Genomic DNA, 21,351 nt, shown 5'->3' with positions numbered 1-21,351 from the left:
CTACCGAATGGCAACAAAGCATATATTAATCGTTCCCGGCGACGGGATCGGGCAGGAAGTAACTGCCGAAGGCAAGAAAGTACTGGACAGGATCGCCGCTAAGTTCGGCCATACCTTCACTTACGACCACGCGCTCGTGGGCCATGCGGCTATCGAAGCCACCGGCGATCCCCTGCCGGCAGAAACGCTCGAGAAGATGCACAAAGCCGACGCCGTGCTTTTCGGTGCGGTAGGGCATCCCAAGTACGACAACGATCCTAAGGCAAAGGTGCGCCCTGAGCAGGGATTGCTGAAAATGCGCAAAGAGCTGGGCCTCTACGCCAACCTGCGCCCCATCAAATTATTCGACGAGCTGCTGGAAGCTTCCAGCATTAAACCGGAAATCCTCCGTGGAGCAGACATCCTGTTTTTCCGTGAGCTGACCGGCGATATCTATTTCGGTGAGAAAGGCCGTAAAAACAATGGCGACACCGCCTACGACATTGCGGAATACAGCCGCTTCGAAGTAGAGCGCATTGCCCGTAAAGCATTTGAAGCCGCACGCACCCGCCGTAAAAAGCTGTGCTCTGTAGATAAAGCCAATGTGATCGAAACCTCCCGCCTCTGGCGCGAAGTAATCCAGCAGATTGCCCCCGAGTATCCTGACGTGGAAGTAGAACACCAGTTCGTGGATGCAACGGCTATGCTGCTCATCAAAGATCCCAAGCGCTTCGATGTGGTGGTTACTGCAAACCTCTTCGGTGACATCCTCACAGATGAAGCCTCCCAGATCGCCGGCTCCATGGGTATGCTGGCCTCCGCTTCCATTGGTGATGGTACAGGTGTATACGAACCTATCCACGGTTCCGCGCACGACATCACCGGTAAAGGCGTTGCCAACCCGCTGGCATCTATCCTTTCCGCCGCCCTCCTGCTGGATATCTCTTTCGGTATGAAAGAAGAATCCGAAGCCGTGATCGCCGCAGTGGATAAAGTACTGAAAGCAGGTTACCGCACCGGTGATATTGCCGACAGTAAAACCGCGAAAGACAAGATCCTCGGCACCACCGCCATGGGCGACCAGGTACTGGCGCAACTCTGATCTGTCAGAAAAAGCATATATTCATCCCGCCTGTAAGCTGCTGCTTTACGGCGGGATGTTTTCATTTTAAACCCATGTTATGGCCAAGACTTCCAAAACCCTCACTGTTCCCGAACTGATTGATGCTGTGAACCATCCCCTCAAACCGGTCATTCTTGCCCTGCGCGAGGCTATTCTGGGTGCGCACGAGGCCGTAGGCGAAGAAGTGAAATGGAACTCCCCCTGTTTCATTTACTCCGGCGATATGGCCCCCTTTGACCCTAAAACCTACGCCCGCGACATTGTGGTGCTGCATCTACGTAAACCTGATCAGATATTGCTTGTATTCCCTACCGGTGCACGTATACAGGATGCTCACGGCGTGCTGGAAGGTAGTTATGCAGATGGGAGGAGGATGATCACCATTACCAGTCTGGATGATGTGGCAACAAAAAAAAGCGGCCTGGAAGCCGCTATACTTGATTGGATCAAAGGAGTGAAATAAGTTTATACCGCCACTGTTTTTTCCGCAGATACTGCCTTGGGCAGTGAGAAATAGAAGGTAGTACCCACGCCCGGTTCACTTTCCGCCCAGATACGGCCCTGCATACGCTGCACCATATCCTGACTGATGATCATGGCAATGCCCGCTCCCTTCAGCCCCTCTTTCTTCGCCATTACCGCCTGCTCGGGCTGGAATATCTTCCTGATCTCCGCTTCGGTCATTTCCTTACCGTGATTGGTAACGGCTGTGATTACACTATTCCCTTCCGAAAAGGCCCGCACCGTAATGGGCTTGCCAGCCGCTGCATATTTGGTTGCATTGTGAAGGATATTCCGGCAGATGAAACCCAGCATATTCTTTTCTGCAAATACTGCTTCTTTCTCCAGGCTCTCGTCCAGCTCCAGCCAAACATTCTTATCCTCCTGCGCCTGCGTGAAGAAGAGGTTGGATTCCCGCACCACATCTGCCATCATGAATACTTCCGCCTGATATTTCCCCGCCTTACACTTGGATGCGATCCAGGAAAGGAGGCCTTCCATGAACCGGATACTGTCTTCCGAAGTCTTTTGCAGGCTGCCCATCATGGTTTTAATCACTTCCGGTGAGAGCAGGTCTATCACTTTGAAAGCTTCCGTAATACTGAGTATGCTGGCGAAGGGCGCGCGGAGGTCGTGCGCCATCACGGATATGAGCATATTATGGAACTGATCCCAGTCTTCCAGCTCCCGGTTGCGCGCTTCCGTTTCTCTCCGCAGCTGCTGCTGTGCACGCGCCATATTCCGGCTGGCGATTTCAGAACGGTAGAGGAAGAAGAGTAGTCCTGCAGTTACGATGGTTAACAGGATGAGCAGATATATCGTACGCTTCTGGGCCGACTGGCGGGCCTGCGCTTCCCGGAGGTTGCGCTCATTATTAAGATAATCCAGATAGGTGAACCCGGAAGCCTGCAGCTCGGCAGCCTGAGTAGCCGCCTGATCCAACTGAAGCTGGGCATAATAATAAGCCTTTGCCGGATTGCCGGTTTTTTCATAAAGGGAGGCCAGCTGGGGCATCAGCAAACTGGCGATGTAAAAGAAATGCTGCCGCTGGGCAATTGCCAGGCCTTCCGTAAAATATTCTATGGCATGTGTGGTATCGCCTCCCATCTGCAGGATCATCTGGCCGATATCGTTGTAGATGTAGGCCATGTTACTGTAATTGCCTTCGGCCTCCGCTTCTTTCAGTATCTCATGCATACGGGCAAGCCCTTCTTCTTTACTACCGGCATCGTATAAACGCATGGCTTCCAGCTGGTGGCAAACGCTGAGCATTACTTCATCCTTCAGGCGCTCAGCGATGCTCCGGGCGGTAATGAGCATGGAATCGCGCTGGCGTTTGGAAAGCGTGGTATCTATATCGATGAGGTTCAGGAGGGCGATGGTACGCACGGTATCCTGTTTAGCCAGACGGCTTACGCGGTCGGCTTCATATAAATGCGTTACGCATTTGGTGTAGTTGCCGTCGAATATAAAGTTGATGGCGATGTTATTGAGGAGGAGCGCCACGCGCATACTGTCGCCCAGCTTACGGTACATGCGCAGTGCGTCATTATTAAATCGGGAAGAGAGGTAGTTATTACGGGTCATGTAATACACGCCCTTCCCTGTGAGTGCCCCTGCAATGCCGCGCTGGTATTCGTGGCGTTCGGCAATGCCCTGGGCTAACTCTGCGTAGTGGAGAACGCTGTCCCAATGACGGTAATGGTTATAATCCGCCAGTTCGTTCAGTACATCGGTATAAGCGAGACTATCTTTGATGGTTGTAAGGGAATGCTGCAATTCCCTGATATGTTTCAACTGACCGAAGCTCCCTGCGGAGCACATCAACATCAAAACACTGCATAATAGAAAGGCCCTGAAGCGTCGGTAATGCATATGAGTTTATTTCCATCGGTGAAGGGGCCGTCATTCCTTCGGTTGATCTGTTCATCTTTCAGTAGGCTTACTCGTCTGTCGGGGGGGGATGATCCGGGGGCCCTGTGTTTGGTTACTGTTCCACCGTGTAAACAAATCGGATGCCAGTTTTACAATACCTGCGCTGGAAGGGACTATCCGGCTCATACCCATGCTGCACACCGCAAATGTAAAGCTTTCTGATGATGCATTTGAAAAAGTACAGTCTCCCGTCAGCCATTCTGATAGAAGCCTAATTATTGATATTTTTTCATATATTACTTCCAAATTATCATAGCAATCATGATACTGGAAGTTGCCATCCTCGACGTAATTCCCGGAAAAGTGGAAGCGTTTGAGCATAATTTCGAGATAGCCCAGCGTATCATCAGCCGTATGGACGGATATGCGGGCCACCAGCTGCGCCGCTGTCTGGAAAAACCTAACCGTTACATTTTGCTGGTAAACTGGGAATCGGTGGAGCATCATACCGTAGGCTTCCGGGAACACCCCCTGTACCAGGAATGGAAAGCCCTCCTCCACGAGTTTTACGACCCCTTCCCTGTTGTGGAACACTATCAGCCGCTATTTGCCTTCTCGGCACCTGCTTTTCAGCCTTAGGGGTTCAGTCAGCCTCATATATCCTTCCGGCCCCGGCAGTTACCAGCTGGTCGGGAATCGCCTTGGTTAGCATAATACTGTCAACAACGAGGCGGGTCTCATCCCTGTATTTCTGGTGCAGGGTGTTGCTGCGTAATGCAAAAGGTAATTCTTCCGGCATTCCAAAATCATAGGAACGGATCGCGCTGCCATCAGCAGTACAGTAAATCACATGGCTATAGCCCCGCAAGGTGATGGCCATTTTCAGTTGGCGGAATTCAGATACCACGTGGTAAGCCACTTTTCCATTCACTTTAACCGAACCGAGGTAAGTAAGCTCACGCCGGGTTGTTTTAGTAGCATAGTGCTTCACAATTCCTGCTTTCCCTGCAGTTACAATTGATTTCAGCGCCACATCCTCCTGCTGGGGGAAGATGGTAATGGTGAGAATGGCGCTTATAAGCCAATGGATCATATTTTACAGATTAGGGATTGTGTTAATTTACTACCATTTTGGCCAATTTTGCCATTTTTATAACTGATTCACCCTCAATTAACTGTTCGACCATCCTTCAGTCATCCTTCAGTCGTCCCTTAGGGAAGGGATATGTTTCACTGAAGGATGACTGAAGGATCACTGAAGGATCGTTGAAGGCTGAAATACCCTGTTTTGATATGATTTTACCCTCCTGCTCTCAGCGGCACCGCATTACCGGCAGAGTCATAGGTATTGAATATTACATTATTCAGGGAGTCTAACCCGATAGTGAGGCGCGGCCGGCCGCGGTCGTCGCGAAGGAATAGTCCTACGGAGCGGTTATCGGTTTTACCGACAAAGAGGCGCTCCGGACCAATGAGCCCTTCCGCACGCATACGGGCAATGGTGGTGTTGATCAATGCCGTGTCGTTTAAGGCTTTTAAAGAGTCGATTATCTTCATGAGCCTCCCGGTAGTCATCTCATCATTACGATCCCACATTTTGAGCCCGTAATGCCTTTTATGGGCGCCATCGCGTACCTCATCGCCATACTGCAGCTGGAGGATCTGGTCATTGGCGTACTGGTCCAGCGAAAAGCCCATATCACTGGCGCCTTTTTCTCCTGAGTACACAAAACCGCCGCATTCATCCCCCTCATCATTGAAGAACATAAAACCGGCTCCCCTGTCGCGCGGGGGCAATGTTTTTCCATCCACGATACCGGGATGCTGGCGTTCGCGGTTGGAGATCACAAGGCGGAGAGTACCATCTTTTTCGAGGATATTGATCCGTTCGGCATTCAGCTCCCTCACATGCGTTACCGGGCGGAAAAAGACATGCCAGGCCATCAGGGCCACAATGAGGGTGAGGGCAAGACTGTATACCTGCAGGAATCGTACCTGCCGGGTAATATTGGGTTGTGATGCGTGCATATAGCTTAGGTTTATGGCTTCCGTGTGCCGGATGAAAATGTCAGGGGGCTGTGAAATCGGGTATGAAAATAATGATAGTTAGTGGGATTTACATCAAAAAACCGGAATAGCAACTTGTCGTATTTCCCCTTTAAATTGGCGCGTTTACACTGGGTTCAATAACCGGAATCTGCCTAGGTTTGCATAGTTACATTCCTCACTAATAAAACCGCATGTTATGCAAAAGATCACCCCCTGCCTCTGGTTTAACTACAACGCCGATGAGGCACTGGAATTATACAAATCCGTTTTCCCTGATTTTAAATTGATAAGTGCGAATCATTACGATGCCTCGGCAGGTGAAAATGCCGGAAAGATCTTCGTGGCGGAAATTGAGTTAATGGGTTCCCGCTTCCAGATACTGAACGCAGGGCCTATGTTTAAGTTTACAGAAGCCATTTCCCTTTCCATCAGCTGTAAAGGACAGGAAGAAGTAGATTATTACTGGGATAAGCTGACTGCCGATGGCGGAGAGGAAAGCCACTGCGGCTGGCTGAAAGATAAGTTCGGGCTTTCGTGGCAGGTGGTACCGGTTGAACTGATTGAGTTATTCAACCACAAAGACAAAGAAAAAGCCGGACGTGCCATGCAGGCTATGATGAAACAGATGAAGATCATTATTCAGGAACTGGAAGATGCTGCAGCAGGCGCTCCTGCCTGAAATACCATTTAACTTTCATTGGCAAGTCCGTCGCGGATACGCTGATACATACTTTTACTATCGAGCGACTGCTCCAGTTCTCCCAGAATGCGGAGCAGATCGCCACCGGATTGCTGCAGCCATTTGCGGTTCTCTTCCCTGATTACTTTCAGCATAGGTCCAATACGTTTATACATATGCTTACCGCTGGCGCTGAGGGAAAGCATTCTCCTGCGGGCATCGCGCGGATCGGGTGCGGCTTTCATCAATCCGTTGCCCAGCATCTGATCTGCGAGTTGCACTACTGCGGGGTGACTGATCTGTAAAGCTTCGGATATTTCTGTGATGCCCATTGCCTTCCTGCGGCTCAGCAACTCGAGGATAAGGAACCACCTGGCTTCGAAATCGAGGGAGGATTCTTTGTAAATCCGGCTAACATCCTGGGACAGGCGTTCACCCAATCTTTTCAGTCGGGTAGCGAGCGCCAGTTCTTCCAGTTCATGGACGATATTCATGCCTTAAAAATATCCTTTTTTATGAGTTGCGGTACATTTTACCTAAAAAACTGCGCATCCACCCATGTGAGATGAGGGTTCCGGCCAACGGAATGAAATCGTACTGTTCTGAAATGCCCCGACTTGATAACTTGCCGTGCAATTCACGGTTACGCGGACTGCAGTAGAGCCATAAAAAAGGACCCCTGCGGCGGGAGAATGATCTCCCGTGCAAGGGCCCATAGCAGGTATTGGGGAAATTATTTATCCGGCTCTGCGCTTCTCTTCTTCCGCACCTCCGGTTCTGCGACGCGGGCCGCCCTGTGCCTGTCCGCCGAAGCGATAGGTAAACGTGGCAGTCAGCACCCTGCTGTCCCTGAACTGCCGGAAGGCTTCGGAATAACCCGTGAGCTTAGTGAATGCCTTGGTGCGGCTTGTAAAGAACACATCACTCACATTCAGTTTCAGCGATCCTTTCTTATTCCAGATCTGCCGCTGCGCTCCCAGGCCCAGCTGGAAAGAGCTGGCTACATCCAGGAAGCCGTACCAGCTGCTGCTTTGGTAATTACCATTTACTTCGAGCGTAGTTTTGGGATTCAGGGTAATGGTATTGCTGGAGTTGGCGGTGAAAGTTACGCGCCCTTCATTGAGATCCGTTTCCACCACATAACCGCGGTACTTACCGTAATACGCAACAAAGGTATTGCTACTGTTCAGCCATTTGATGGCAGTAACCGGTATGCCGAGGGTAATATGATAATAGTCGTAGATAGCGAGGTTGCGGTTGGTTTGCAGGATGGCATTCGGTTCTTTATCCGGCGCCAGGATCATAAGGATATTATCCTTTGTTCTGCTATACCCTGCCTTTGCCGTATATGCTTCATGGAATGTATACACCAGTTCGTATGACGAGGTGATTTCCGGGTTCAGCTCGGGGTTGCCGCCTGAAGAAGTAAGCGGGTCGAGGAACACGCGGAAAGGGTTCAGCTGCCGGTACGACGGGCGGTTGATACGCCTGCTCATCGTTACCCCCAGATCGTGATGCTTACTGAACTGGTAGCCCACAAAGCCGCTGGGGAACAATTGCACGTAACTCCGTTTGAAAGTTTGCTCACCGATTACCTGCCGGCCTTTAGACTCGGTGTGCTCCATGCGGAGGCCAAACTGGTAGCTCAGCTTACCCTGTTTGCCGGAACCGTTGAGGTACGCAGCGTTGATATTCTCTTTATAAATAAACCGGTTGCTCTTATCGGCAGCCAGCACATCGGTACCGTTACTGCGGTCGTAAAAACGGACGTCATTATCCGTAGTTACCCAGCTGCTTTTGATACCGCCTTCCAGTTTGAGGCCCCACTTCGCAACGGGGTGGATGTAATCCATTTTTACGGAATAGATATCGAGATCGCCGCTGAGGTCGCCAAACAGGAGGAAGTCTGAGCGAACGGGAACGCTGTTGTTATCCATATAAGATGTGCGGTAGTTCTGGTATTCCCAGCTGCCATAGCGGGCATAGTCCAGATCGGCGGTAAGCTCGCGGCCGGCGGTATCCAGCAGGCGACGGGCGTTGATGTTTACGCTGTAGTTGCGGCGGTGAAGATCGTTATTACCGAGTGTATTGAACTTCCCCGTTGGCATCTGTACCCCGTCGAAGGATTGGGCGCGGCTGTCTGACGTTACTTTGCCGTCATTCACAATAGCATTCGCAGCAATGCCTATGGTAGTACGCCCGTCAGGCTGATAATCCATGCCCGCACGGGCGTTATGGGAATTAAATCGGTGCTTGAAGAGGTTATCATAATCGTTACCACCGGTTTCCACGCCATCGCGGGTAAAGAATTTACGGTGGATGTTGAGGTCATTATAATCCTTGCGGTGGTTGAAATTGTAGGAAGCGAAGTAATTGAAGGCTCCTTTCTTATGGTTGATGTTGAAACTGGGATTGATCTTGGGATAGGCGCCATAACCTAAACTGAGGCCTACGGTGCCATTGGTACCGTTACTCCTCCCCTTTTTCAGCCGGATGTCGATGATACCTGCGTTTCCGGCGGCATCATAGCGGGCGGATGGATTGGTGATGAGATCGATACGGTCTACCTGCGCGGCATTAAGACTGCGGAGGTAATTGGCGAGGTCCTGGCCAGACATGGGCACCTGTTTACCATCGATCATCACCAGCACACCCTGCCTGCCTCTCATGGCGATGTTATCGTTCTGGTCTACTGAAATACCGGGGGCTTTCTCCAGCACTTCCAGCGCATTGCTGCCTGCAGCGCTGATGGAGCTGGAAACATTGATGACTGTTTTATCATACTGTTGCTGGATGAAAGGCTTCTGTGCCACCACATTAGTTTCCTTTAGCTGGCGGGTGGCGGATTCCAGGCGGATGCCGCCGAGGTCTGTAGCAGTGCTGTGGGTGAATTCCGGGGAGAGGTACCTGTTATAGGAAAGGTGCTGAATGGCCACTACATAACGGCCGGCACGCACTTTCCCGAAGCTGAAAGCTCCTTCCTTATTCACATACTCCATCTTCACCAGCTTTTTATCGGCTGCATGCAGGAGCTGCACCACTACTTCTTCCGGCCGGAAGCCTTCGCCACCGGATACCTTTCCGTGGATATCGCCACTTTCCTGGGCCAGCAGGGCAGCCGGACAGGCGATGAGTAAAATCAGGAGCATCCTGCTGCAAACAACATGTAGAAATCGACGCTTCATTGGGGGTAGTAATTATTGGATAATGATGTTCCGCGAAAATCAACCAAATTCACTTTCCCGCAAACGTATTTTACGTAAGCGCTTACCATTTATTTCAAAACGTCCATTTTCGGACATCCGATCCTCCCTTTTCTAATACCCGCTTCATTATCAGGGATTACCGGCCCGGAATCGGATATTATCATTTCAGCGGCATTTTCTTCCATTTCAGTGTTAAAAATCAACATATTAAATGACTGATATCCCGGTTGGCACATACCGTTCAAAGAAGTAAAACCAGGTAAACCGACCGGAAGGAATCTAATTGTGCCTGCCGGGGAATTTATAGATGAGCGGTATTTGAGGTTTCCTATAAATAAGCGGAACACCCTGCTTCAAGATAAATTGAGATAGCCGGACAGTAAATTCATGACAGAAAAAAGCCCGTGCATGGCACAGGCTTCAATCTTGTTTTAACAAACTGCTTATCCACGCAGCACTTTGATCATGGCAGACAGTTCTTCGTTAGCCAGTCCTTTATCGGCAGCCTGCCTGAACATGCCAGCCAGGTATTCGGGGAACGAACGGTTGATGCCTGCATCTTTTGCCTGCTGCAATATCCTCGCAGACGCGTCTACCGAAATGCTCATGGGGCTTTCACTTTTGGTGAAGCGGTTTTCGTGAACGAGCTGTCCTTCATAATTGATAAAGTCTCCGAAGGTGCTGAGGATGCCCGTAAGCAGCGTGGCATATTTATCTACCGGGTAACCGGCATTTTCCATGATTCGTGCCCCGTGGAAGAAGCCCATCAGCGTGCCGTAGATGCCCGACAGGGTGGCAAGGTCTACAGAAGATGCGAGTCCGGCGGAGATACCCAGCCATTCCGGTGCGCCGGCGAATACTTTGAGAACGGGCAGCGCCTGCTCCCATGCTGCGGCTTTACCGGATATGAAGATAGGGGTATCCGGACGGCCCATCTGCTGGGGAGCGGCCTGAATGGCACCATCGAGGTATCCGGCGCCAAGGGCTTCCGTCCATTGTTCGGCCAGGTCTGCTTCGGCAGGGCTGCCACTGGTGAGCTGAACGAATACTTTGCCTTTCCAGTAGGCTTTTTCCGTTTGCGAAAGGATGGCGTTAGCGGCGGCATAATCATGCACACACATTACGATCACACTTGCGGCGTTTACGGCATCTGCCGGAGAAGGCGCCACCTTTGCACCGAGTGCAGCCAGCGGAGCAGATTTATCCGCGCTGCGGTTCCAAACCGTTACATCATATCCGCTTTCAAGGAGCAATTTTGCCAGTGTGGCGCCCATCATACCGAGACCCAGCACTGCTGCGGCCTTATTTGCATTCTGTTTCATTTTTCGTTGTTTTTGATGGAACAAAGGTGCTGTGAAACTGAAGCCTGAACAATAAGGGAGAAAAGATTCGGTAGGGAGAAAAAGTTCCCTATACGCCCGGGGCAAACCCTGTTCAGCAGGAAAATTCTTACCTTTCAGGAAAGCAGCGTATATGTACGAAAAGAAGATTTCCGAGAACCTGGATTGCGGTATTAATGTGGCGAATAAAATACTGGGCGGTAAATGGCGTGCCTGCATAATAGACAGTATTGCCCGAGGCATCCGCCGGCCCAGCGGACTGCAGCGCGAAATCCCCGAAGCTCCTTCCCGCGTAATACAAATGCACCTGCGCGAGCTGGAAGCCCTGCAGGTGATCCGCAAAGAAACCACCGGCAGCTTCCCCCTGAAAGCGGAATACTTCCTGACGCCTTTAGGCGAATCTGCCCTTCCGCTGATTGCGGCTATGGATCAGTGGGGTAATGCCAACAAGGAATATGTGCAGGAAGTGTATGCTGCCATGATCGCCGAAGATGCTGAAAACAGCTGATACATGAAGGTCCTTATCGTTCCATACGATCCCCTTTGGCCGGATAGCTTTGCGGAGCACCAGCGCGTGCTGTCGGAAGCGATCGGGCATTTGTTTCCCGTAATAGACCACATCGGCAGCACCTCTGTACCCGGGCTTGCCGCCAAACCGGTGATCGATATACTGGTAGGCGTTGCATCCGACGAGCTGCTGGATAAAACCATTGAGCCGATAACGAACCGCGGTTACACTTACTTCCGCAAATACGAACCATCCATGCCCTACCGACGCTTCTTTGCGCAGCTGGGCATGCCTCCGGGCGAAACACCGCCTTCCCTTATTGACATCGGCGACCCTTTTGTTACCGGCGGGCCGATACCTTCACTCGTTAATATCCATGTGATGGTGCGGCATACCTATCACTGGAAAAGGCACGTGGCGCTGAGGGATTATCTCCGTTCGCATGCTGCCATGGCAGAGGCATATGCCGCATTAAAGATCGAATTAGCTACCCGGGAATACGGGGATACCAATGAATACAATGCCGCCAAAGATGATTTCGTGAAAGCGGCCGAACAGCATGCGCTCGCATGGTGGAAAGGCTGAAAACCCACGCTATAGTTGTTCCCTTAGCAGCAAATGCGTAAATTAGAATATAAACCATGCCATATGCAGCAACCCAATCTTCCCTTATCGGACGCCGATATCCGGCAATTCATTACGGAAGGCTACGTTCGCCTCAGTAACGCATTCCCCCGCGAGCTGGCGCTGGAAGCGCAGGATATTCTGTGGAAGGAGATGAACCTCCGGCCCGATGCTCCTTCCGACTGGAAGGCCCCTGTTGTATGGCTGGGAGAACATACGCAGGAACCATTCGTGAAAGCCGCCAATACACCTGTACTTCATGCCGCATTCGACCAGCTGGTAGGGCCCGAACGCTGGGCGCCGCGCCAGAGTGTGGGCACCTTCCCTATCCGGTTTCCCGGTAATGAAGATACGGGGGACGACGGATGGCATGTGGATGTGAGCTTTCCCGGATATGAAGCCGCCAAAGACCCGGGGAATTACTTCAAATGGCGTTCTAACCTCCATTCCAAAGGCCGTGCGCTGCTGATGCTTTTCCTTTTTTCCGATATAGGAGAAAACGATGCGCCTACCCGCCTCCGTGCAGGATCGCACCTGGATGTGGCTAAGATGCTGCGGCCGCATGGAGACAAGGGGCTTACCGCGCTGCAGATCGCAGAGAAAGTGAGTCATACCGCCCACCGGCCGCAGGCATTGGCTACCGGGGAAGCAGGTACGGTGTATCTCTGCCATCCCTTCCTTGTGCATGCCGCGCAGAAACACCGGGGTACGCAGCCAAGGTTCCTCGCGCAGCCGGGCCTCTTTCCGAAGAAACCTTTCTCACTTTTCAATAAAGAGAATCATTACAATGCGGTGGAAAGTGCGATCCGTTTAGGCATTGGGCTGGATAAAGAAGTGAGGGCTGTTCAGGCCTGAAATTAACCGCGGCCCGAAAATGAGCCAGGTAAATTTCGAGCCCCCTGTAAAAATGCAAAATGCCTAAAAAGTACATACCTGGTACATCATCCCTGAAGTATACCTGAAGTAAACGTGAAGTAACTGTACCGGAGCCCTGCCTTAGTGCTGAAGGAGACGCGGAATAACTGCGTGGCAACTCTGGCGTTATAGCCCTTACTGAATGGGGAGAAAACCAGCGTATATGCTTATCCCGTTTCCGTCTCCCATCCGCCATATCCCTCCCGGCCTCACTGCACCTTATGGCCAATATGCCTCAATAGCACTTAAGCGCTCTTTTTCCGGTCTCTTTATCATCTTTCAGGCCAGATTAACATCCACCCCATTTAAGCGGCTTTATGGCCCTTAATTGAAGGATTTTGTATTGTGGGGATAGTAAACGGATACAGAAAGTGGGGTTTTAGGATGAATAATGCGTTTTTACGGGGCCATTTCCGGGACTGGTTTACGTTGAGAGTGTACCATTTTCCCTGCACGATTTTACAGCCTGCAACTTCACAGGCCCATTTCCGGGACTGTACCGGGGTCGAAAATGGGCCACGATGCCAACATATTGCCAGCGAGGATTTATGGAAGTGAGGCACGTTTGCATCATCAGGAAAATCCAGCCATGCAACGTGCCCTTCTATTCCTGAGCTTCATTTATTTTATTTCCTGCCAGCCTTCCTTTCAGATAAAAGTCAAAAACGGCCATGGATATACGGTAACAGATACGATGCTGACGCGGCCGGAGCGATACATGCCATTTGATGCAGAAGCAGGTTACTATATCTGTTACATCGGTCCGGATACAGGGCGTATTGCCATTGGCAAGCCACTCCGCAGGTACAATATCCGTGACACACATTCCTGTTGCGTTGCCCGTACCTTCGGAGGAAATGAAATGACCATCCGGGTAGATACCGCCGCTACACAAATTCAAATAGAACATTTTAGTTTGAATCATGACACTGCAGGACCATACCGCATCACAGATTCTATAGTGCCGTACCGTGCCATGATGGTTACATTGCAAAATATTTCTGATTCTGCCATTTACCTCGGCAGTCATAATTTCCTGAAATACATGTGGCTGGAAATACGGAATGGAAAGAATGAATGGATACAGCTGGAAAAGCCCTCCGGCTGGAATTCGTATTGCGGCACCGGAGCTCCCCATAATTATCTTCACCCCCGTGATATCCTTATCGCTAAATTCCCGCAATATGAAGGGGAATACACGGCAGAATACCGGCTAGTCTGGCAGAAACCCCACCAGCCCAAAATCATCTCCAACGAATTTGTTGCCCCTGTAAATTCCTTTATGCTGAATGTGGTGGAGTTACAAATAGGCGGGCCGCGTTACTGAATCCCGGCCACATTGCCTATCTTGGGCTTTCACACAAATGCTGCCTATCCATGAAGATGTACCAGGAAATGCTGCGGTTGCCGGGTAAACGCAGGGGATTTCATCTCATCACAGAAGAAGTATTGCGGGCAATCCCCGCTATCCGTCAGATCAAAACCGGTATGCTGCAGGTATTTATCCAGCATACTTCCGCCTCATTGACCGTCAATGAAAACGCTGACCCTACGGTGCGCCGCGATTTTGAGATGTTTTTCAACAAAGCCGTTCCCGAAAACGATCCGGATTACGAGCACGACTACGAAGGCTCCGACGATATGCCCGCCCATCTGAAAGCGGCGCTGCTGGGCAGTTCCGTGATGCTCCCCGTACGTAACGGACAGCCCGCCCTTGGCACCTGGCAGGGCATATATCTTTGTGAACACCGGGATAGTGGCGGTCCGCGCAGCTTAGTCATCACCCTCTGGGGTGAATAATGTATATTTACAGATATGCTAATCCAGCCCGCAATATCCCTTCTCCGCGAACTGCAGTTGACGGATTTCCCATCCGGCTCAGCGCTTGCCTTTACCGACGGGCGCCTGTATGTAGTGGGCGACGATGCCCGCGAAATGCGTATCCTCGATGCGCAGTACCGTGCAGCCGGATCCGTTACCCTGTTCAAACATCCCCAGTACCGCATTCCCAAACCTGAAAAGGCCGACCTGGAATCGGCTGTGGTGATGAAGCACAAACAGGCCCTGTACCTGGCTGCCTTCGGCTCCGCCAGCCTGCCCACCCGGAAGCAGATCATACTCGTGCCACTGCCCTTCCGGAACAGCGACACTTCTATCGTATATACCCGCTATGCCGATGATTTCCTGGACCTGCTTTCCCAGAAGCTTCCCGAGATCAATATCGAAGGGGCTGCCATGGCAGGTAACCGCCTCATCCTGGCAAACCGCGGGCATCATGGTATGCCCCACAACACTTTAGTGATAGCCAGGGCCGATTGCTGGAACCCTGCAGGTGCGGATCTCCCCCATTTCCAACAGGTTACCCTCCCTGAAAACAGCCGGGGCTTCTGCGGCGTGTCTGACCTCTGCTATATCCCCAGCCGCGACCTCCTGCTCATGACGTTCACCACCGAAGCCACTGCCAGTACTTACGACGACGGTATCATCGGCGACAGCTACCTGGCCTGCATCCGCGATTACAGTAAAAAGCTCCGGGAAGAAACGGTAACACCCGATGAAATGATCAACCTGCCATCCGTATCCCCCGTATTCGCCGGGCAGAAGATAGAAGGGATCTGCCTCGAGAAAGTGCGGCCGGAAGGACTGCTCCTGCACCTGGTGGCAGACAATGATGCGGGCGACAGCCGCCTGTTTGCCATAAACGCCGTGCTGTAAAAAAGCCGCTTTGGCCATTATCCCCGCTCATCTTACCTTTACCATCTCACTAAACCGGTTTTATGCGGGAAATCAATCTGTCGAACCTGCCCATCGCCGCCGCACCCTGGAAGGAAAACGCGTCGGAAGTACTCTACCGCCTCCAACAGGTATACCCCGATATGGATATACTCGCTTCCGCCGAAATGGAACAACTCGCAGAAATGCGGGATGGCGATGACCAGGAAGATGCCATGGATTACATTGGCCAGGCCCTCAGCGTGTACGGTTATGCGTTATACAAGATAGAATCGCTGCAGGAAGAGTTCTGGTATTCCCTCATTGCCACGGATAATGAACCACCGGAAGAAGCCGTGTATTTTGTGAGTGAAGAAGAAATGGAAGAAGAAAATATAGCAGAAGAAATACGTAAATCTTACCGCCGCCGCGAAGCCATCCTTTGCAAGCTCTTTGATCACGAGTGGGGCGAACAGTTTTAACCTTCAACCTGATATCATGAACATCCTCCGCCTCGACCACCTGGTGCTTACCGTTGCAGATATTGACGCTACCTGCGCTTTCTACACCGTAGTGCTGGACATGGAAACCACAACGTTCGGCGAGGGCCGCAAAGCGCTGCGTTTCGGTAATCAGAAAATCAATCTCCACCAGCATGGTGCTGAACCAGAACCCAAAGCCACCTTCCCCCTGCCCGGCTCGGCCGACCTCTGCTTCATTACCGACACACCCCTTGAAACCGTTAAAAAAACGCTGGAGCATCACAACGTTCACATCCTCTCCTATGGCCTGATCCGCACCGGCGCCACCGGCCCCATCCGCTCCGTATACTTCCGTGATCCTGATGGCAACCTCCTTGAAGTCAGCAACTACCTTTAGGGTTTAAAACTTAAATATTCCATTAGTCTACTGAAATAGTAGGTTATTTGAAATTATGTATTATCTTTGATCCATACTTCCGGTGAAACCGTATCAGGAACAGAAGATAGCAAAATCAGAAATCGACCAACCAGGCTATCCGTGGGCAATCTGCAATCACCGGACCGGACCATCAAAAAAACCAACACATGTCAGCTTTCCTTTTCACTTCCCCCCGATGTAGGGTCATGCGTCCCTGAATGCATCAACGGTGATATTTTACCGTTCCGATGAATGCATACATAGCTGAGTTACCATAGCCATCAGGCTTTGGCAGCCTTCGTATGCCCTGAACTGCCGCGTTCCCGCGATGGCGGGCCGGCTCTTTATTGTCGTATCACTAATCAACCATAGCATGTTCAAAAGTTTACCGACCATGCCGCGGCACCGGCATGCCTGGCCGGTCCTGTTTACCGCGGTCTTTTCCCTGCTGCTGCTGGCAGCAATATCCGGCAATGCGCAAACGCAGCCTCTTATTAATTCACGGCTCACAGGCCGTATCGTAGATGCCAAAACACGGGAGCCCTTACCCGGCGCCACCGTGCAGATCAAAGGCACTACGCACGGTGTGCTCACGGATGGCGAAGGCAGGTTCGCATTCGTAACGGGGCAGCCATTCCCTTATACATTAATTATTACTTCCCTCGGGTATAGAAAAGCGGAAGTGATCGTCGAGAACGGGCAGATCGAGATTCCGCTGGAGCCCGCGCAAAGCCAGCTGAATGATGTGGTGGTGATCGGATACGGAACGCAGAAGAAAAGCGATCTGACAGGCGCTATCGCTTCCGTATCCGGCCCGCTGCTGAAACAACCCGTCAGCTCTTTCGATCAGGCCCTGAAAGGCGCCGCTCCCGGTGTACAGGTCACCCAAACATCCGGACAGCCCGGCGGCGGCGTGAGCATCCGCATCCGCGGCGGGGCCTCCATACAGGGCGGTAACGAACCGCTGTATGTGATAGATGGATTTCCCGTGTACAACAACGCAGTTACGGCGGGCACCATCACCGGCACCCCTGTCAATCCGCTTTCCGGCATCAACCCTTCCGACATTGAATCCATCGACATCCTCAAAGATGCTTCCGCCACGGCCATCTATGGCTCACGCGGCGCCAACGGCGTGGTGATCATCACCACCAAAAAAGGGCGGGCAGACAGAAGTACGCTTTCCTATGAAGGAACATATGGTGTACAGTCGCTCCGTAAAAAAGTAGATGTGCTCAATGGCAGAGACTTTGCAAAGCTGCGCAACGATGTGCTGTATGATGTAACACCCGCCAAAGGGAAGTTTCAGTACCTCACACAACAGCAGATAGACAGTGTGGGAAATGGTACCGACTGGCAGGATGCTGCCTTCCGCAGTGCGCCGCAGCAAAACCACCAGCTCACGCTTAGCGGCGGTACTGCCAAAACACGCTATTACCTATCAGGCAACTACTTCAGGCAGGATGGCATCATCCGCAACACCGACTTCAACCGCCTCGGCATCCGCGCCAATATTGATGCACAGCCCTTCGACCGGTTGAAGACGGGTGTTAATATCACCGCTTCCCGGTCCGACGCTAATGTAGCACCCTCCGGCATTGTAAGCTCCCTGCTTTTTATGCCGCCTACCGCCACTATTTATGAAGCCGACGGCAGCTACACCCTGCGCAATCCTTTCGAGAACATCTTCGCCAACCCCATCGCCAGTATCAACGAAACAAAGAACAAAGCCACTACCAACCGTTTCTTTGGAACTGCCTTCGCAGATTTTAAAGTACTGGAAGGGCTACAGGTGAAAGTCCTTTTCGGTACCGATGTGAACAACACACAGGAGAAATACTACATCCCCGCTACCATTTACGAAGGGCTGCCAACCAAGGGCAACGCAGGCCGGGGGGAATACACCAGTTACTCCTGGCTGAATGAAAACACCGTAAGCTACTCCCGCCGTTCCGGGCAACACAGCTTCGATGTATTGGGAGGCTTTACCCAGCAGGAGTTCAGCAGTGATGTGGTACGTACCGGCGCACAGCAATTTGTGTCAGACGCTCTGTCTTATAACAGCCTGCAGAGCGGTGCCACTTTGCTACGCCCATGGTCTGAAGCCAGTAAGTGGGTATTGCATTCCTGGCTGGGCCGTGTCAATTACAACTTCGACAGCCGTTACTACTTCACCGCAAGCATCCGTGCCGATGGTTCTTCCCGCTTCGGGAAAGGCAACAAATGGGGCTACTTCCCTTCTGCCGCAGCCTCCTGGCGCGTGAGCAACGAGCCCTTCTTCAAGAACCTCTCCCGCAACATCAGTGATCTTAAAGTGCGTGCCAGTTTTGGGACAACAGGTAACCTGGAGATCGGGGAATACCAGTCGCTCGCTACATTATACAGCCTCACTTATCTTTTCGGCGGTACTACTGCCACAGGCTTTGCGCCCTCAAGGTTGCCCAACGATAAACTGGGATGGGAAACCACCGTGCAATACAATGCCGGTATCGATATCGGGTTCTTTGACAACCGCCTCAGTGTTTCACTGGATGCTTATCAGAAAAAGACGCGTGATCTTTTGCTGAGTGTGGAGATCCCCTGGACCAGCGGACAAACCAGTTCCCTCCAGAACTTCGGCTCCGTATCCAACAAAGGGCTGGAACTGGCTGTGAGCAGCAAGAACTTCCTTGGAGAATTTACCTGGACCACTGATGCCAACGCCTCCATTAACCGGAACGAAGTGCTTTCTCTGGGCAATGGCGCACGGTCTTACATCAGCGGCAGCTACATCATACAGGTAGGCAAGCCATTAGGCAGCTTCTACGGCACTGTAACAGATGGTATTCTGCAAACCGGTGAAGAGCATACCAAAGGGAAGTTCACCGGCAGTGCAGCGCCCAAGCCCGGCGACAGGCTCTATAAAGACATCAATGGTGATGGTACTTTCACCACTGCGGCAGACCGAACTATTATAGGGGATGCGCAGCCGGATGTGATTCTTGGCCTGAGCAATAATTTCAGCTGGAAAGGATTCGCACTATCCGTATTCTTCCAGGGTTCATTAGGCAACCAGATCCTTAACGGCAACTTACAATCACTGGAACTGTTTACAGGCCAGCAGAATGCAGCAGGTTCCGCCCGCGACCGCTGGACGCCGGAGAACCCCAGCCAAACCATCCCCCGTGCCAAGCTGGACCCCGCACCGGTTTTCAGTGACCGTTTCATTGAAGACGGTTCCTTTATCCGCCTGAAAAACGTATCACTGTCTTATACATTGCCGAAGCATATCACCGGTAAGATTTCATCCATTCAATTATACGTGTCTGCCCAGAACCTTGCTACCTGGACCAACTACACGGGCTTTGACCCGGAAGTGACTTCCGGCAGCAATGTTTCTCCAGGCACCGATCAGGGCATTTACCCGGTATCCAGAACATTCACCGGCGGACTGAAAATTTCTCTCTAATCCATTCAACGCAACCATATGCACATCACGAAACGATATATCCTTCCCGTATTGCTGCTGGGGCTTTCGGCCTGCAGCAGTCTCGACGAGCAGCCCGTTTCCCAGCTCGTTACGCAGGAATTCTATAAAGACGGCGCACAGGCCGATGCCGCTGTTGTGGCCACTTACCGTAAACTCTATGAAACAGGTCAATCGCTGTATAACAGTCTTTTCCAGATAGGTGTGGAAATGGCGACGGATGATTATGAAGCTGGCCCGCGTGCCCGTAATGCGCATGTACGCGCCATATCCGGCCTAACGCACGATGCTTCCAACGACCGTATGGAGCAGCTCTGGCGGCAGAGTTACGACGCCATCAACGCTGCCAACATTGCCATAGACCGTATTGCCGTAATTCCTGACGGGAAGATAACCGCAGTACTGCAGGCCAGGCTCACCAACGAAGCAAAGTTTCTCCGCGCACTGCACTACTTCAACCTGGTACGCTGGTTTGGAGATGTCCCCATCGTACTGCATGAACCGAAGGACCTGTCGCCCGAAGCGCTGTATGTGACGAAAAGTCCGGCTGCAGCGGTGTATCAGCAGATCATTACCGACCTGCAGGCAGCAGAAAACCTCCCCGCACCCGGCGTGTATGGGAAGAACGATATAGGGCGGGCCACCTCAGGCGCTGCAAAGTCGCTGCTGGCTAAGGTATACCTCACCAAAGAAGACTGGGCCAATGCAGCCGCCAAAAGTAAAGAGGTGATTGATGCGAAGTGGTACGCACTATTTGATGACTATGCGGATGTTTTCAATACTGCTACCAAAAACGGGAAGGAGCATATCTTCTCCGCACAGTTCCTCGGCAATGCAGGGTATCAGGGCAACAGTCTGGGCAGCCGCTCCGCCCCTAACGAAGTACCCGGTATCAATGGCGATTATGCCGATGCGCTCCACAAGCAGGGAAAGCTGTATGAAAGCTTCAGCAGCACCGATACCCGTAAGGCAGTTACGTTTATTACGGAAATGGTGAGCCCGGTAGACGGAAAAACATATACCTTCGAACCACACCTCCACAAATATTATGACCCCGCCGCTACAGGCAACCAGGGGCAATCGTCTAAAAACCTGCCTATAATCCGCTATGCAGAAGTATTACTGATCTATGCTGAAGCTGTCAACGAATTGCAGGGCCCCACAGCAGCAGCATATGAAGCTATCGACGAAGTGCGGGAACGCGCACATATTACTAAACTGAAAGATGTAGCTCCTGCACTGAGTGCCGCTAATTTCCGCGACAGCGTGTTCCAGGAAAGGCGGAAGGAGCTGGTGTATGAATACCAGCGCTGGTTCGACCTCGTGCGCAGGGGACCGGATTACTACGTGCGCACATTACATGCCGCAGGTAAAACGCTCGCCGCGCCGAAGCACATCCGCTTCCCCACACCGCAGCGCGAGCTGAACCTCAACCCCAATCTGAAACAGGACCCTTTATGGATTAATAACTGAC

General features: G+C 51.8%; 20 protein-coding genes. 14 read left to right on the top strand and 6 right to left on the bottom strand.

The features are described from left to right. Positions 1–7: 7 nt before the first annotated feature. Both leuB and DEV76_RS11160 read left to right on the top strand, forming a co-directional pair. On the top strand, positions 8–1,081 hold the full coding sequence (gene leuB, locus DEV76_RS11165) for a 3-isopropylmalate dehydrogenase (RefSeq protein WP_109697985.1): 1,074 nt from the start codon (positions 8–10) through the stop codon (positions 1,079–1,081). A gap of 79 nt (positions 1,082–1,160) precedes the next feature. Further along, positions 1,161–1,565, top strand: a complete 405-nt coding sequence (locus DEV76_RS11160) for a DUF1801 domain-containing protein (RefSeq protein WP_109697984.1) — start codon at positions 1,161–1,163, stop codon at positions 1,563–1,565. Between the two features lie 2 nt (positions 1,566–1,567). Here DEV76_RS11160 and DEV76_RS11155 read toward each other — a convergent pair whose 3' ends face one another. Next, positions 1,568–3,433 (bottom strand): sensor histidine kinase, encoded by a 1,866-nt coding sequence (locus DEV76_RS11155; RefSeq protein WP_157962831.1) that lies wholly within the window; start codon positions 3,431–3,433, stop codon positions 1,568–1,570. A 366-nt stretch (positions 3,434–3,799) separates the two neighbouring features. Between DEV76_RS11155 and DEV76_RS11150 the strand changes: the two genes are divergently transcribed. Further along, positions 3,800–4,117: an antibiotic biosynthesis monooxygenase family protein gene (locus tag DEV76_RS11150; RefSeq protein ID WP_109697982.1), complete on the top strand. Its 318-nt coding sequence runs from the start codon at positions 3,800–3,802 to the stop codon at positions 4,115–4,117. 4 nt (positions 4,118–4,121) lie between these two features. Here DEV76_RS11150 and DEV76_RS11145 read toward each other — a convergent pair whose 3' ends face one another. Both DEV76_RS11145 and DEV76_RS11140 read right to left on the bottom strand, forming a co-directional pair. Continuing rightward, positions 4,122–4,571: a hypothetical protein gene (locus DEV76_RS11145; RefSeq protein WP_109697981.1), complete on the bottom strand. Its 450-nt coding sequence runs from the start codon at positions 4,569–4,571 to the stop codon at positions 4,122–4,124. Positions 4,572–4,777: 206 nt separating this feature from the next. Next, positions 4,778–5,506, bottom strand: coding sequence for a hypothetical protein (locus tag DEV76_RS11140; protein ID WP_109697980.1), 729 nt, complete (start codon positions 5,504–5,506; stop codon positions 4,778–4,780). A gap of 217 nt (positions 5,507–5,723) precedes the next feature. On the opposite strand from DEV76_RS11140, the gene DEV76_RS11135 reads away from it, so the two are divergent. Beyond that, on the top strand, positions 5,724–6,206 hold the full coding sequence (locus DEV76_RS11135; protein ID WP_109697979.1) for a VOC family protein: 483 nt from the start codon (positions 5,724–5,726) through the stop codon (positions 6,204–6,206). 8 nt (positions 6,207–6,214) lie between these two features. On the opposite strand, the gene DEV76_RS11130 is transcribed toward DEV76_RS11135, so the two are convergent. From DEV76_RS11130 to DEV76_RS11120, 3 genes are all read right to left on the bottom strand, one after another. Beyond that, positions 6,215–6,700, bottom strand: coding sequence for a MarR family winged helix-turn-helix transcriptional regulator (locus DEV76_RS11130; RefSeq protein WP_109697978.1), 486 nt, complete (start codon positions 6,698–6,700; stop codon positions 6,215–6,217). 243 nt (positions 6,701–6,943) lie between these two features. Continuing rightward, entirely contained in the window at positions 6,944–9,391 is a 2,448-nt protein-coding gene (locus tag DEV76_RS11125; RefSeq protein ID WP_109697977.1) for an outer membrane beta-barrel family protein, read from the bottom strand. A 464-nt stretch (positions 9,392–9,855) separates the two neighbouring features. Next, entirely contained in the window at positions 9,856–10,971 is a 1,116-nt protein-coding gene (locus DEV76_RS11120; RefSeq protein WP_262509828.1) for an NAD(P)-dependent oxidoreductase, read from the bottom strand. Between DEV76_RS11120 and DEV76_RS11115 the strand changes: the two genes are divergently transcribed. From DEV76_RS11115 to DEV76_RS11070, 10 genes are all read left to right on the top strand, one after another. Then, a complete protein-coding gene (locus DEV76_RS11115) occupies positions 10,886–11,260 on the top strand; it encodes a winged helix-turn-helix transcriptional regulator (RefSeq protein WP_109697975.1) in 375 nt (124 codons plus the stop codon). The genes DEV76_RS11120 and DEV76_RS11115 overlap by 86 nt on opposite strands. 3 nt (positions 11,261–11,263) lie before the next feature. After that, the gene (locus DEV76_RS11110) at positions 11,264–11,845 is read left to right on the top strand and encodes a GrpB family protein (protein ID WP_109697974.1); all 582 of its coding nucleotides are present in this window, start codon (positions 11,264–11,266) and stop codon (positions 11,843–11,845) included. A 63-nt stretch (positions 11,846–11,908) separates the two neighbouring features. After that, entirely contained in the window at positions 11,909–12,739 is an 831-nt protein-coding gene (locus tag DEV76_RS11105; protein ID WP_109697973.1) for a phytanoyl-CoA dioxygenase family protein, read from the top strand. Positions 12,740–13,388: 649 nt separating this feature from the next. Beyond that, positions 13,389–14,126: a hypothetical protein gene (locus tag DEV76_RS11100; protein WP_109697972.1), complete on the top strand. Its 738-nt coding sequence runs from the start codon at positions 13,389–13,391 to the stop codon at positions 14,124–14,126. Between the two features lie 50 nt (positions 14,127–14,176). Then, positions 14,177–14,599, top strand: coding sequence for a secondary thiamine-phosphate synthase enzyme YjbQ (locus tag DEV76_RS11095; RefSeq protein WP_109697971.1), 423 nt, complete (start codon positions 14,177–14,179; stop codon positions 14,597–14,599). A 15-nt stretch (positions 14,600–14,614) separates the two neighbouring features. Beyond that, a complete protein-coding gene (locus DEV76_RS11090; protein WP_109697970.1) occupies positions 14,615–15,514 on the top strand; it encodes a DUF6929 family protein in 900 nt (299 codons plus the stop codon). A gap of 62 nt (positions 15,515–15,576) precedes the next feature. Further along, positions 15,577–15,993: a hypothetical protein gene (locus DEV76_RS11085; RefSeq protein ID WP_109697969.1), complete on the top strand. Its 417-nt coding sequence runs from the start codon at positions 15,577–15,579 to the stop codon at positions 15,991–15,993. A 16-nt stretch (positions 15,994–16,009) separates the two neighbouring features. After that, positions 16,010–16,390 (top strand): VOC family protein, encoded by a 381-nt coding sequence (locus tag DEV76_RS11080; RefSeq protein ID WP_109697968.1) that lies wholly within the window; start codon positions 16,010–16,012, stop codon positions 16,388–16,390. Positions 16,391–16,784: 394 nt separating this feature from the next. Continuing rightward, positions 16,785–19,859, top strand: coding sequence for a SusC/RagA family TonB-linked outer membrane protein (locus DEV76_RS11075; RefSeq protein WP_198652031.1), 3,075 nt, complete (start codon positions 16,785–16,787; stop codon positions 19,857–19,859). Positions 19,860–19,877: 18 nt separating this feature from the next. Further along, complete coding sequence (locus tag DEV76_RS11070) at positions 19,878–21,350, top strand: RagB/SusD family nutrient uptake outer membrane protein (RefSeq protein WP_109697967.1); 1,473 nt, start codon at positions 19,878–19,880, stop codon at positions 21,348–21,350. Position 21,351: the final 1 nt, after the last annotated feature.

The sequence above is a fragment of the Chitinophaga deserti genome (genome assembly GCF_003149455.1).
Classification (GTDB): domain Bacteria; phylum Bacteroidota; class Bacteroidia; order Chitinophagales; family Chitinophagaceae; genus Chitinophaga; species Chitinophaga deserti.
The sequence above is the reverse complement of the archived record's forward strand: the minus strand, read 5'-3'. Positions and strand labels throughout refer to the sequence as shown.